Annotated in this window: 9 protein-coding genes; 4 read left to right on the forward strand and 5 right to left on the reverse strand. The window is 71.9% G+C overall.

Annotated features, from left to right (window positions below; genetic code table 11):
* Positions 1-2: 2 nt before the first annotated feature.
* From ACLQ3B_RS06125 to ACLQ3B_RS06140, 4 genes are all read right to left on the reverse strand, one after another.
* A complete protein-coding gene (locus ACLQ3B_RS06125; RefSeq protein ID WP_425778158.1) occupies positions 3-809 on the reverse strand; it encodes a hypothetical protein in 807 nt (268 codons plus the stop codon).
* A 115-nt stretch (positions 810-924) separates the two neighbouring features.
* Complete coding sequence (mfd, locus tag ACLQ3B_RS06130; RefSeq protein ID WP_425778160.1) at positions 925-4554, reverse strand: transcription-repair coupling factor; 3630 nt, start codon at positions 4552-4554, stop codon at positions 925-927.
* A 249-nt stretch (positions 4555-4803) separates the two neighbouring features.
* Positions 4804-5454 carry a response regulator transcription factor gene (locus tag ACLQ3B_RS06135; protein ID WP_425779781.1) on the reverse strand — a complete coding sequence of 217 codons (651 nt, stop codon included), beginning with the start codon at positions 5452-5454 and terminating at the stop codon, positions 4804-4806.
* 5 nt (positions 5455-5459) lie between these two features.
* Positions 5460-6695, reverse strand: a complete 1236-nt coding sequence (locus ACLQ3B_RS06140; RefSeq protein ID WP_425778162.1) for a sensor histidine kinase — start codon at positions 6693-6695, stop codon at positions 5460-5462.
* Positions 6696-6914: 219 nt separating this feature from the next.
* On the opposite strand from ACLQ3B_RS06140, the gene ACLQ3B_RS06145 reads away from it, so the two are divergent.
* From ACLQ3B_RS06145 to ppc, 3 genes are all read left to right on the forward strand, one after another.
* Positions 6915-8087, forward strand: coding sequence for a serine hydrolase domain-containing protein (locus tag ACLQ3B_RS06145; protein WP_425778164.1), 1173 nt, complete (start codon positions 6915-6917; stop codon positions 8085-8087).
* 72 nt (positions 8088-8159) lie between these two features.
* Entirely contained in the window at positions 8160-9191 is a 1032-nt protein-coding gene (locus ACLQ3B_RS06150; protein ID WP_425778165.1) for a hypothetical protein, read from the forward strand.
* A 129-nt stretch (positions 9192-9320) separates the two neighbouring features.
* Positions 9321-12107, forward strand: coding sequence for a phosphoenolpyruvate carboxylase (ppc, locus tag ACLQ3B_RS06155; protein WP_425778167.1), 2787 nt, complete (start codon positions 9321-9323; stop codon positions 12105-12107).
* Between the two features lie 69 nt (positions 12108-12176).
* Here the strand turns inward: ppc and ACLQ3B_RS06160 are convergent, their stop codons facing one another.
* Positions 12177-13028 (reverse strand): hypothetical protein, encoded by an 852-nt coding sequence (locus ACLQ3B_RS06160; RefSeq protein ID WP_425778169.1) that lies wholly within the window; start codon positions 13026-13028, stop codon positions 12177-12179.
* Between the two features lie 54 nt (positions 13029-13082).
* Here ACLQ3B_RS06160 and ACLQ3B_RS06165 point away from each other — a divergent pair, with 54 nt between their 5' ends.
* Entirely contained in the window at positions 13083-14258 is a 1176-nt protein-coding gene (locus ACLQ3B_RS06165) for a DNA recombination protein RmuC (protein WP_425778171.1), read from the forward strand.
* The last annotated feature ends 71 nt before the right edge of the window (positions 14259-14329 follow it).

Genomic DNA, 14329 nt, shown 5'->3' on the forward strand with positions numbered 1-14329 from the left:
GCTCAGCTGGCCGTGCCCTCGTCCGGTGCTGGGCCCTCGGCACTCGGGGCGTCGCTCGACGGCAGCGGCTCCGGGGTGGAGATGTCCGTGACCGGGCCGGCCTCGTTGATGTACGGCAGCGAGTAGAAGACCAGCGACTGGCCGGTGCTCACCACCGACGGCACACCTACCGCCCGGTAGCGCGGGTTGATCGTGACGTCGATCCGGCTCGCCTCGTCCTCCAGCGCGGTGCTGAGGGCGGTGGCGCTGCGGACGAAGCCACCGTCGCCGAACGCCTGACGGACGTCGGCCACCGACATGCCGCCCTTGATCGCCCCGGTCTTCGCCAGCGCGTCGTAGACGGCCATCAGCGAGTCGTCGCTCAGCTCAGCCGGCGGGAGCTGCTGGTTGAGCACCTGGAGCAGGTCGATCCACTCACCCCAGAGCTTGGCGTACTCGGTGGTCGCCGGCACCCGCAGGTTCTGCTCAAGCTGCTGCGGGGTGACCTCGTCGGGCACCTGGATGTTCTTCGCCGCGGCCACCCGCTTGCCGAGCTCCAAACTGACAAGCAGGTTGACCACGTCCTGACGGGTCACCGCGGCGCGCAACTGCTCCGCCGACGGCGTCGCCCCGGCCTTGCCGGCCTCCTGCCGGACCGCGTCGCCGAACTTCGACTGCGCGTCGTCGTAGATCGCGTCGACCCGGTCCACCGAATAGGTGGTGTCACCGACATACGCGGCGATGTTCGGTGCGGACTTGCCGCAGGCGGCGAGGGAGAGGACACCCAGGGCCGCGACGCTGGCGGCGGCGATCACACGGCGAGCACGCATACCCGTCACTCTCTCATGCCCTCTCCCCGGCTGTGACGGCCCCCACCGCACCGCGGGGGCCCACCCGACCCGGCCCGGTCAGCCACCCGGTGAGGTGGCTGACCGGACCGGCGGCTCAACCCGCCGCGACGGCGAGTGGGGCCGGGGCACCGAGCACATCGGAGAGCAGTTGCGCGCACCACTGGAGCAACGCCTGGTCACGCAGCGGCTCGCCGCCGATCCGACGGGTGGTCGGTCGGGGCACGCTGACCTGGTCGGTGGCCTGCTTGTAGACGGCATCCGGGTGGTAGCGCTTGAGCCGCAGCTGCTTCGAGTCCGGGAGGGGCAGCGGGCCGAACCGTACGTGCTTGCCCTGCATGGACACGTCGGTCAGGCCGTAGCGGCGGGCCAGCAGGCGGAACCGGGCCACCTCCACCAGATTCTGCACCGGCGCCGGCGGCTCGCCATACCGGTCGGTCATCTCGGCGATCACCTCGCCCAGCCGCTCCTCGTCGCGCGCCTCGGCGAGCTTGCGGTACATCTCCAGGCGCAGCCGCTCCACGCTCACGTAGTCGTGTGGCAGGTGCGCGTCGACCGGCAGATCGATCTTGACGTCGGCCTCCTCCTCCGGCCGCTCACCCTTGAACGCGGAGACCGCCTCGCCGACCATCCGCACGTACAGGTCGAAGCCGACACCCTCGATGTGCCCGGACTGCTCCCCACCGAGCAGGTTGCCGGCGCCCCGGATCTCCAGGTCCTTCATCGCCACGTACATGCCCGCGCCCAACTCGGTGTGCTGGGCGATGGTCGCCAACCGCTCGTGGGCGTGCTCGGTGAGCGGCTTCTCCGGCGGGTAGAGGAAGTAGGCGTACGCCCGCTCCCGGCCCCGGCCGACCCGGCCACGGATCTGGTGCAGCTGGGCCAGGCCGAGCAGGTCGGCCCGCTCCACGATCAGCGTGTTGGCGTTCGGGATGTCGATGCCCGACTCGACGATCGTGGTGCAGACCAGGACGTCGAACTCCTTTTCCCAGAAGCCGACCATGACCTTCTCCAGGGCGTCCTCGCCCATCTGGCCGTGCGCCACCGCGACCCGCGCCTCGGGCACCAGCTCCCGTAGCCGCCGCGCCGCCCGGTCGATCGACTCGACCCGGTTGTGCAGGTAGAAGACCTGCCCGTCGCGGAGCAACTCGCGGTGGATGGACGCGGCCACCTGCCGGTCGTCCTGCGCGCCGACGAAGGTGAGCACGGGGTGCCGCTCCTCCGGCGGGGTGGCGATGGTGGACATCTCCCGGATGCCGGTGATCGCCATCTCCAGGGTGCGCGGGATCGGGGTGGCCGACATGCTGAGCACGTCGACCGACGCGCGCAGCGTCTTCAGGTGCTCCTTGTGCTCGACACCGAAGCGCTGCTCCTCGTCGACGATCACCAGACCCAGTTGCTTGAACCGGGTCGCCGTCTGCAACAGCCGGTGCGTACCGATGACGATGTCGACGGTGCCGTCGGCGACCATCTCCAGCGTCCGCTCGGTCTCCTTCGCCGTCTGGAACCGCGACAGCTGCCGGATCTGCACCGGGAACTGGCTCATCCGCTCGGCGAACGTGTTGTAGTGCTGCTGCACCAGCAGGGTGGTCGGCACCAGCACCGCCACCTGCTTACCGTCCTGTACCGCCTTGAACGCCGCCCGGACCGCGATCTCGGTCTTGCCGTAGCCGACATCGCCGCAGATCAGCCGGTCCATCGGGACGGTCTGCTCCATGTCCCGCTTGACCTCGTCGATCGCGGCGAGCTGGTCCGGCGTCTCCTGCCAGGGGAAGGCGTCCTCCAGCTCCCGCTGCCACGGCGTGTCCGGGCCGAACGAGTGACCCTTGGACGCCTTACGCGCGGCGTAGAGCTGAATGAGCTGCGCGGCGATCTCCCGGACCGCCTTGCGGGCGCGGGCCTTGGACTTCTGCCAGTCCGAGCCGCCCATCTTGTGCAGGGTCGGCTGCTCGCCACCCACGTAGCGGGAGAGCTGGTCGAGCTGGTCGGTCGGAACGAACAACCTGTCGCCGGGCTGGCCCCGCTTGCTGGCCGCGTACTCGATGACGAGGTATTCCCGGCTGGCGCCGTTGACGGTGCGCTGCACCAGCTCGACGTAGCGGCCGATGCCGTGCTGCTCGTGCACCACGTGGTCGCCGGCCTTCAACTCCAGCGGGTCGATCGTGTTGCGCCGCCGGCTCGGCATCTTGCGCATGTCCCGTGTCGAGGTGCCCCGACCACCTGTCACGTCATTGCCGGTGAGCAGCACGAAGCGGGACGCCTCGTCGACGAACCCGCTGCTCAGCGCACCACAGGTGACGACCAGCTCGCCCGGGACGGGCGCGGTCGGCACCTCCTCGGTCAACCGGGCGCCCAGGCCGGCGTCGCGCAGCACCTCCACCGCCCGCTGGGCGGGACCGTGCCCCTCGAAGACCAACGCGATGGACCAGCCCTCGCCGGCCCAGCGCTTGAGGTCCTCGACGACTCGCGAGGTCTCGCCGTGATAGAGCGGCGCCGGCTGGGCGGACAGGGTCACCGCGATGGCGTCGTCCGGCGTGACGGCGGCCTGCTCCGGCGCGTCCTCCCAGGGCTGCCGTGCCTCGGCCGTCTCCCCCTCGACGAGACCGAACGGGGACAGCGTCCACCACGGCTGGCCGAGCTTGCCCGCGGCGGCGCGCACCTCGCCGAGGGTGCGGAAGGCGGCGGCGCCGACGTCCACCGGGGCCTGGCCGCCGACCGCGGCGGCGGCCCAACTGGCCTGCAAGAACTCCTCCGAGGTACGCACCAGGTCGTGCGCCCGGGTGCGGATCCGCTCCGGGTCGCAGAGCAGGACGTGGGTGCCGGCCGGCATGGCGTCCAGCAGCAGCTCCAACGAGTCGGGGCCGACCAGCACCGGGGCCAGCGACTCCATCCCCTCGACCGGAATGCCCTCGGCCAGCTTGTCGAGGATTTCGGCCAGCTCGGGGTGCTGCTCGGCGAGCGCGGCGGCCCGAGCACGGACCGACGGCGTGAGCAGCAACTCCCGACACGGCGGCGCCCAGAGCAGCGGAACCTGCTCGATGGTCCGCTGGTCGGCGACGGCGAAGGTGCGGATCTCCTCCACCTCGTCGCCCCAGAACTCGACCCGGGACGGGTGCTCGTCGGTGGGCGGGAAGACGTCCAGGATGCCGCCGCGCACCGCGAACTCGCCGCGCTTGGTGACCAGGTCGACCCGGGCGTACGCCATGTCGATCAGCCGACGGGCGACTTCCTCCAGGTCGGCCTCCTCGCCGGCGGCCAGCTGCACCGGCTCCAGATCGCCGAGCCCCTTCAGCTGCGGCTGGAGCAGCGAACGGACCGGGGCCACGACCACCCGCAGTGGCCCGGTGCCGCCGTGCGCGTCGGTCGCCTCGGGGTGCGCCAGGCGGCGCAGCACGGCCAGCCGCCGGCCGACGGTGTCGGAGCGTGGGGACAGCCGCTCGTGCGGCAGCGTCTCCCAGGAGGGGAAGACCACTACCTGCTCGGCCGGTAGCAAACCGCCAAGCGCGGCGGCCAGGTCGTCGGCCTCGCGGGTGGTGGCGGTCACCGCCAGCACCGGTCGCCCGGCACCGTCGTTGTCCGCGGCGACCGCCGCGACGGCGAACGGGCGCAGCGCCGCCGGGGCGGTGATGTCGAGGCCGTCGACCTGGGCGGCACCGGAGCGCGCCAGGTCACGCGCCCGGGTCAGCCCGGGGTCGGCCAGGGCTGCGGTGAACAGACCGGTGAGCAAGGGAGTCCTTCCAGGGGAGTCGACGCACACGACGGCGGCCCCTCGTCCAGCCGGACGGGGGGTGCACGACAACAAGCCTAGCCCCGCCGACCGACATCCACCCCCTTCCGCGCAGGTCCGCGCCGCGCCGCGTCGCACCCCGCGCCAAGATCGCGCTGGAACCAGGATGTAGTGGTCTCATCGACGCACCGATGCCACTAGATCCTGGATATTGCGCGATCTTGGGACCGAGCCCGACACCGCGACGTGTCAGCTCCCGGACTGGAGGTAACGCAACACCGCGAGGACCCGACGGTGGTCGGTCTCGGTGGGCGGCAGACCGAGCTTGCCGAAGATGCTGGTGATGTGCTTCTCCACCGCCCCCACGCTGAGGAACAGCGCCGCGGCGATCGCCACGTTCGAGCGTCCCTCGGCCATCAGGGCCAGCACGGCCCGTTCCCGCTCGGAGAGGCCGGCCAGTTCGCCGGGGCCCCGGGCCGCGCCGAGCAGCTGCGTCACCACGTCCGGATCGAGCACCGTCGCGCCAGCGGCGACACGGGTGAGCGCGTCGACGAACTCGCCGACCTCGGCCACCCGGTCCTTCAGCAGGTAGCCGACGCCTCCGGCACCGCCGGCGAGCAACTGCGCCGCGTACCGGGTCTCCACGTACTGGGAGAAGAGCAGCACCGGCGTACCGGGATGGGCGGCGCGTACGGCGAGCGCGGCCCGCAGCCCTTCGTCGGTGTACGTCGGCGGCATCCGGATGTCGATCACGGCCACGTCGGGCCGGTGCTCGTCCACGGCGGCCCGCAGCGCCTCCGGGTCGCCCACCGCGGCGAGCACCTGGTGCCCTCGATCGACGAGCAGGTAGCTGAGCCCGTCGCGGAGGATGCCGGAGTCCTCGGCGATGACCACGCGCAGGCCTGTCATATCCGCACCGGGAGTTCCAGGGTGACAAGCGTCGGCCCGCCGGGTGGGCTGTCGATCCGCATCGTGCCGTCCACGGTACGGGCCCGGTCGCGCAGCCCGGCCAGCCCGCCTCCCGGCAACGCGTGGGCCGTCGAACCGACCGTGGCGCCGCCGCCGCCGTCGTCGCCGACCTGCACCCGCAGCAGACCGTCGTGTTGACGTACCTCGACGGTGGCCCGTCGGGCCGTGGCGTGTTTCGCGACGTTTGTGAGCAGCTCGGCGACGCAGTAGTAGACGATCGTCTCGACGGCCGGTGACGGTCGGTCGCGCATCTCGACCCGCAACCGCACGGGTACGGCGCCTCGCGCCACAAGGGTGCCAAGCGCCGCCTCCAGACCGTTGTCGAGCATCGGCGGATGGATGCCCCGGGTCAGGTCACGGAGGTCGGTGATCGCGACTTTCGCGTCCCGGTGTGCGGTTTCCACGAGCGCCCTGGCCTCCGGCGCCGCGTCGACGGAGAGCTTCTCCTTGGCCAGACCGAGTTTCATGGCCAGGGCGACCAGTTGCGCCTGGGTGCCGTCGTGCAGGTCGCGCTCGATGCGGCGCAGCAGCGCGGCGGCGTCGTCGACGGCCAGCGCGCGGGCCTCTTCGAGGTCGTCGACCCGCTCGTCGAGGCTGGTCGGGCCCAACAGGCCACGGATCAGCAGCCCGTCCAGGAGCAGGATCAGACGCAGCAGCCCCCGGCCGACGAGAAGCATTCCGGCACCGATCCCGGCCAGCAGGAACGACCGGGGCCAGGTGTCGAAGAAGAAGTCCCCGAGTTGCAGGGCGCCCAGGTGCGACCACCAGAGGGGATGGCTGAGCAGGAACATCGGGTAGCAGAGGAAGGCTGCGATCACCGCCGTCGCGAGCAGCGTCACCGGCAGCTTCACGATCAGGTAGGCCAGCGCCCGCCAACCCGTGGCGTCGCCGAGGCCGCTCCGCACGTACCCCACCGGACCGGGCCGTCGTCGGAGCGGGCGCGGGCCCGCGACCCGCAGCCCCAGCGTCGCCCGGGCCAGCGCGCGGTGCAGCCAGCCCCAACCGCGCGCGCCGAGAACGCCGGAGGACAGCAGCGGCAGGCCGAGCAGCGTCAGCGCGAGCGCCCCGCCGACCACCACCGTGAGGAGGGCGTACGCGAAACCGACGACCGCCAGCGGCAGGCTGGCCAGCACGTAGCCGACCTGGTTGCGGAGCTGCCGGAGACTCGTCACCTGATCCTCCCGACCGTGCCGACGACACCGTCCCCGAGGACGACCCGGCGGCGGGTGTTCCGGCTCAGCATGCCCGGATGCGGGTCGTCCGCCCAGCCGGGCAACCCGCCGCGCTTCATCGGGTTAACCCCACCCGATCGTCGGGAGAGCCGCATGTCGCTGCGGTCCGTCCGCCGGCAGGGTCGACGGGAACAGCCGTTTCGTCGATTGGAGCAGGTCATGACACGTTCGCTCTGGGCGGTGGTGGTGTCGGCCGGCACGTTGGTCGCCACCCTCGCCGTCCCACCCCTGCCAGCACGTGCCGACTCTTCCGCGCCGGAACGCCACGCGCTGGTCACCGCGCTCGATCAACTGGTCGCGGACGGCTTCCCCGCCGCGGTGGCCTACGGCCGGGTGGACGACCGCCGGTGGCAGGTGGCGGCGGGAGTAGCCGATCGGACCACCGGGGCGCGGGCTCGACCGGACGACCGGTTCCGGATCGCCAGCAACACCAAGGCCTTCGTGTCGACGGTGCTGCTGCAACTGGTGGGTGAGGGCCGGTTGACCTTGAACGACCCGGTCGAGCGCTGGCTGCCGGGGGTCGTCCGGGGCAACGGCAACGACGGTTCGACGATCACCGTCCGGCAGTTGCTCAACCACACAAGCGGCATCTGGGACCCGACCAGCCAACGGAGCTTCTGGGCCCCGTACCTCGACGAGCACGACTGGGACCGGGTGATCCCGCCACGCGCGGTGGTCGCCGCGGCGATGGCACACCGGCCGGACTTCGCCCCCGGCACCTCGTGGGACTACTCGAACACCAACTACCTGCTGGCCGGCCTGATCATCGAGGCGGTCACCGGCCGGGGCGCGGCGAACGAGGTGCGGCGGCGGATCATCGGTCCGCTCGGCCTGAGTCAGACCTCCTTCCCGGTCGTCGACCCGGAGATCCATGGCCGGCACCTGCACGGCTACGACCTGACCGGCCGGGATGTGACCACGTTCAGCCCGTCCTACGACTGGACCGCCGGGGCGATGATCTCGACGACGGCTGACCTGGCGCGGTTTCATCGGGCGCTGTTCGGCGGGCGGCTGCTCGCGCCGGCCCAGCAGCGGGAGTTGGAGACCGTGGTGCCGATGGACGACTCGCCGGACGGGCAGTGGTACGGCCTGGGCGTGCAGCGGATGACGGCGCCGTGCGCGACCGGCCCCGTGCCGGTGTGGACGACCGACGGCGGCGGGCCGGGCTTCACCAGCATCGCGGTGACCAGCCTGGACGACTCCCGGCAGCTCGTCCTCGCCGGCAACGTCTACGACATCGACCGGGACGTCCGGGGGCAGCTTGCGGTGCCGGAGAGCGCGGGTCTCCTGGCCGCCCTGCAGTCGGTCTTCTGCGGCGACGACGTGCGGTGAATCCGACGGACCGCAGGGCGTCGCCACCCGGTTCCGCCCTGCGGTCCACAAAACGGACCATAGGCTAACAACGTGGACAAAGAATCGCCCAACACGGCCCGCGACTGGGCGCCGCGCAGCATCGGACTGCTCCTCGGCACCCTCGTGCTGGCCACGGCGTTCATCGCGGCCTACGTCGGCGCGTTGCACCAGCCCACACCCCACGATCTGTCGATCGGCGTCGTCTCCGGCGACCAACGCGCCCAGACGACGCTCGACGCCGTGCGCGGCCAGACCACCATCCTCAAACCCATCGAGTACGACGACCCGGGCGCCGCCGAGCACGGGCTGCTCAGCCGCGCGGTGTACGCCGTGCTCAGCACCGGACCGGACAACGGTCTGCTCCTCACCGTGGCGAGCGCTTCCGGACCCTCCGCCACCGGCGCGATCAAGGAGGTCCTCGGCACCGCCACCAGCCGCACCGGCACCCCGCTACGGATCGTCGACAAGGTGCCGGTCCCCTCGGCCGACCCGCGCGGGGTGGTGCCCTTCTACCTGAACGTCGGGTACGTGCTCGGCGGCTACCTCGCCTCGACCGTGCTCGGGATATCCGCCGGCACCACCCCGCGTACGGCCCGACGGGCCGGACTGCGCATCGCCGCCCTGGCGGTGTACAGCGTGCTGCTCGGCATCGCCGGCGCGGTCGTGGTCGGACCCGTCCTGGACATCTGGCACCACGACGTACCGACGATCGCCGCGATCGGCGCGCTTGCCGTCTTCGCCGCCGCGATGTTCGCCAGCGCCATCCAGGGTTGGCTCGGCGTCGCCGGCACCGCGCTGGTCATCCTGCTGCTGGTGGTGCTGGGCAACCCGGGCTCCGGCGGCATCTACGCGCCCGAGTTCCTGCCCGGGGTGCTGCGCGGCATGCACCGGTGGAACATCCCCGGGCTCGCCAACGACCTGACCAAGGCCGCCGTGTACTTCGACTGGCGCTCGGCCGGCTGGCCGGCTTCCGCCCTGGCGATCTGGGCGGTGCTCGGAGGGCTCGGGTTGGTCGGTGCGAGCCTGGTCCGCGGTCGCCGGGCCGCCCCCTCCGGCCCCTCGCCGAGCCGCCACGGTGGCTGAGATCACCCCCGAAAACACCCTCCCGGAGGCAGTGGATCAGCAGGGGGCCCTCCAGACATCCCCCGCACGCGGATACCATCCAGTAAGTCGGACAGCGCTGTCCTTCGTATCCACGTGAGGGAGCGCATCGTGACCGACCAGCACGACCACGACGGCCCGGACGCCGCACTGCGCGCCGACATTCGCCGACTCGGCACCCTGCTCGGCCAGACCCTGGCCCGCCAGGAGGGTCGCCCACTGCTCGACCTCGTCGAGGAGATCCGCGCCCAGGTCCGCTCCGACGCCCCGGCGGCCGCCCAGCGCCTCGGCGGGCTCGACGTGACCACCGGCACCAAGCTGGCCCGCGCGTTCTCCACCTACTTCCACCTGGCCAACATCACCGAGCAGGTGCACCGGGCACGGGACCTGCGCCGCCGCCGCGCGGTGCAGGGCGGCTGGTTGGACCAGGCCGCCAAGATGATCGCCGAGCGCGGGGTGCCGGCCGAGGAGATCGCCAACGCGGCCCGCCGGCTGGCGGTGCGACCGGTCTTCACCGCCCACCCGACCGAGGCGGCCCGTCGCTCGATCCTGTCCAAGCTGCGGGCGATCGCCGACGAATTGGACACCGAGACCGCCAACGCGATCCTCTACGGCGCCAGCGACGAGGGCCCGGCCAACCGCCGGCTGGCCGAGCTGCTGGACCTGATGTGGCAGACCGACGAGCTGCGGCTCGACCGGCCGGACCCGACCGACGAGGCCCGCAACGCGATCTACTACCTGCGCGACCTGTACGCCGAGGCCGCCCCGCAGGTGCTCGACGACCTGGCCGACACGTTGCGCACCCTCGGCGTGGAAACCTCACCGACGGCCCGGCCGTTGAGCTTCGGCACCTGGATCGGCGGCGACCGCGACGGCAACCCGTTCGTCACCCCCGCGGTCACCCGCGAGGTGCTGACCATCCAGCACGAGCACGGCATCGCGGCCACCGAGAAGGCGATGGACCACCTGATCAACGAGGTGTCGGTGTCCCGCCGACTGCGCGGGGTGTCCCTGGACCTCTCCGCCAGCCTCGCCGCCGACCTGGACGCGCTGCCCGAGGTCGCCCAGCGCTTCCGCCGGGTCAACGCGGAGGAGCCATACCGGCTCAAGGCGCGCTGCGTGAAGGCGAAGCTCGCCAACACCCGGCTGAGGTTGCGGCAGGGCACCGCGCACGTGCCCGGCCGGGACTACCAGGGCTCCGCCGAGCTGATCGCCGACCTGGACCTGCTGCGCGCCTCGCTGGCCCGCAACTCCGGGCAGCTCACCGCGGTCGGCCGGCTGGCCTCCACCGTCCGTACGGTCTCCGCGTTCGGCCTGCACCTGGCCACCATGGACGTCCGGGAGCACGCCGAGGCGCACCACGCGGTGCTCGCGCAGCTCTACGAGGCGGTCGGTGAGGTCTCCGACTACCCGGCGCTGACCCGGCTGGAACGCACCAAGCTGCTCGCCGACGAGCTGACCGGCCGCCGCCCCCTGTCGACAGTGGACACGTCGCTGTCCGAGCCGGCCCGCAAGACGTTCGACGTGTTCAGCACCATCCGGGAGGCACAGGACCGGTTCGGCGCCGAGGTGATCGAGTCGTACATCATCTCGATGACCCTGGGTGTCGACGACGTGCTGGCCGCCGTGGTGCTGGCCCGCGAGGCCGGCCTGGTGGACGTGCACAGCGGGCGGGCCCGGGTCGGGTTCGTGCCGCTGCTGGAGACCCCGGCCGAGCTGAACTCCGGCGGCGAACTCCTCGACGAGTTGCTGTCGCTGCCCGCGTACCGGGCGCTGGTGACCGCCCGCGGCGACGTGCAGGAGGTCATGCTCGGCTACTCCGACTCCAACAAGGAGGCCGGGATCACCACCAGCCAGTGGTCGATCCACCGGGCGCAGCGCGCGCTGCGCGACGTGGCCGCCCGGCACGGCGTACACCTGCGGCTGTTCCACGGCCGGGGCGGCACGGTCGGGCGCGGCGGCGGGCCGACGCACGAGGCGATCCTGGCGCAGCCGTACGGCACGATGGACGGCGCGATCAAGGTGACCGAGCAGGGCGAGGTGATCTCCGACAAGTACACCCTGCCCTCACTGGCCCGGGAGAACCTGGAGCTCACCCTCGCCGCGGTGCTCCAGGCGACCCTGCTGCACACCGCTCCCCGGCAGCCGGCCGAGATGTTGGAACGCTGGGACGCGACGATGGACGTGGTCTCCGAGTCGGCGTTCCGGTCCTACCGGTCGCTCGTCGAGGACCCGGACCTGCCCGCGTACTTCTGGGCGTCCACCCCCACCGAGTTGCTCGGCGCGCTGAACATCGGCTCCCGGCCGGCGAAGCGCCCGAACACCGGCGCCGGGCTGTCCGGGCTGCGGGCCATCCCGTGGGTGTTCGGCTGGACGCAGACCCGGCAGATCGTGCCGGGCTGGTTCGGCGTCGGCTCCGGGTTGGCCGCCGCCCGCGAGGCCGGGTTGGCGGACGTGCTGGCCGAGATGCATCGCAACTGGCACTTCTTCCGCACGTTCCTGTCGAACGTCGAGATGATGGTGACCAAGACGGACCTGAGCATCGCCCGCCGGTACGTCGAGACGCTGGTGCCGAAGAAGCTGCACCCGATCTTCGAGCAGATCGAGCAGGAGTATGAGCTGACCAAGCGGGAGGTGCTGGCGGTCACCGCCTCACCGGCCCTGCTGGAGAACTCGCCGGTGCTCCAGCGCACCCTGGCCGTCCGTGACACCTACCTGGAGCCGCTGCACCATCTCCAGGTGGCGCTGCTGCGGCAGTACCGGGAGTCGGGCGCGGCCGGGCGGGCGATCGCCACCGCTCCGGGCGGCCGACGCGCACCGAGCGACGGCACCGCCCTGGAACGCGCGCTGCTCACCACTGTGAACGGCATCGCCGCCGGGATGCGCAACACCGGCTGATCATCAGGTACGGAAACGGGCCCCGGTCGCAGCGACCGGGGCCCGTTCCGTAGGCCCACCAACGACCGGTCAGAAGTCGCCACCGCCGAAGTCCCCACCACCGAAGTCGCCACCGCCGAAGCCGCCACCGCCGAAGTCCCCACCGCCGAAGTCCCCACCGGCGTAGTCACCGCCGCCGAAGTCCCCACCGGCGTAGTCACCGCCGCCGAAGTCGCCGCCCTGGTCACCGCCGCCGAAGTCGCCGCCGTCGCCGCCCTGGTCGACACCGTCACCGAAGCCCTCCTGGTAGCCGGCGTCGTAGCCGTACCCGGGGTCGGCGAAGGCGGGCGAGAAGAGCGCGTCGGCGATCAGGATGCCGCCGAGCACACCGGCGCCGGCGCCCAGCGCGGTCTTCCACCAGGGCGTCGAATACCACCCGGCGGGCACCGGTCGACCCTGATAACGCCCACCGGGGTAGTAGTAGGGCGTCTCCCGGCCGGGTTGCGGCCCGGCCCGGAAGGTCTGCCCCTGCACATCGACCTCGCGCTCCTTGGTGAGCTGCCCCACGCCACGGGCGGCGGCCAGGGTCGGCACCTCGGGGCCGGGATCGATGCCCAGCGCCGTGCGTGCCGCCCGGATGTACGCCAGCCCCTCCAGCGCGGTCTCCCGGGCCAGCCCGAACTGGTGCGGCGTGGACGCCTGCTCCAGCTGGGAACCCGCCGCGTTGTACCGCTCACCGGCGTCGGCCAGCGCCTGGCGTACCGCTGGCTCGTCACCGTGCAGGTTCATCAACTGGCCGCCGAGGCGCTCATACCACCGCTGCGCCTCCGCGCGGGCGTCGCCGAGCTCGGTGCGTCGGCGGGCACCGGCCTGGGCGCGGACGAGCGCCGCGGCGCCCAACGCGCCGACCAGCACGACGGCGAGGCAGAGCACAAGTTCCATGTCATCGAACGTACCCCCGGGTGTCACGTCGTATCCGTCTGGCAAGCTCCGGTGATGGACGTCTCGACGCTGCTCCTGGTGATCGTGTGCCTCGGCGCCGGCGGGGCGGTGGGCTGGCTCGCGGCCCGGTCCCGCTCGGCGGCCGACATCGCCCGCCTGGATGCCACCCTGGCCGCCACCAGGGAGGGCGAGGGCCGGCTGGAGCAGTCCATGCGGGCGTTGAGCTACGAGGCCACCGCGCAGTCCCAGGAGGCGGTGGCCCGGGCTGTCGCGCCACTGCACGACACCCTGCGCCGCTACGAGCAGCGGGTGGCCGAGTTGGAGCACGACCGCGTCGACGCGTACGCCGAGCTGCGGGAGCAGGTCCGCTCGATGAACGCGGTCTCCGGTGAGCTGCGCACCGAGACCAAGCAGTTGGTGGCGGCGCTGCGCGCACCGCAGGTGCGGGGCCGCTGGGGCGAGCACCAGTTGCGCCGGATCGTCGAGGCCGCCGGCATGCTGGAGCACTGCGACTTCTCCGAGCAGGTCACCGCCGCCACCGACCAGCAGGTCGTCCGACCGGATCTGGTGGTCCGCCTGCACGGCGGTCGCTCGGTGGTGGTGGACGCCAAGGCCCCGTTCGACGCGTACCTGACAGCCATGGAGGCCCGCGACGAGCGCGGCCGGGACACCCACCTCGACGCGCACGCGCGGCACCTGCGGGGGCACGTCGACGCCCTGGCGGCCAAGTCGTACTGGTCGGCGTTCGACAACTCACCCGAGTTCGTGGTGCTGTTCGTCCCCGCCGACCCGTTCCTCGACGTCGCGTTGCAGCGAGACCCGACACTGCTGGAGCACGCCTTCACCCGCAACGTGGTGCTCGCCACGCCGGCCACGCTTGTCGCCCTGCTCCGCACGGTCGCCTACTCCTGGCGGCAGGAGGCTCTGGCCCGCAACGCGCTCGCGGTGCACACCCTCGCCCGGGAGCTGTACGGCCGGCTCTCCACCCTGGGCGACCACGTGGGCAAGCTCGGCTCCTCGTTGGCCGGCGCGGTGACCGCCTACAACCGGGCGGTCGGCTCGCTGGAGGCCCGGGTGCTGGTCAGCGCCCGCAAGCTCGCCGAGTTGGGCGTCTCGGACGACGAGTTGGCCACGCCGGCCCAGGTCGAGTTGACGCCCCGGCAGCCGCAGGCACCCGAGCTGGCCGATCCGGCCGGCGACGAGGTCTCCAGCCGCTCACCAATAATGTGACAGTACGTATATCCGCATGTCACGAAGTGGTCACAAGGGACTGACCACTAGTGACAGTGTTCATCGATACC

The sequence above is a fragment of the Micromonospora sp. DT53 genome, assembly GCF_049841535.1.
GTDB lineage: Bacteria > Actinomycetota > Actinomycetes > Mycobacteriales > Micromonosporaceae > Micromonospora.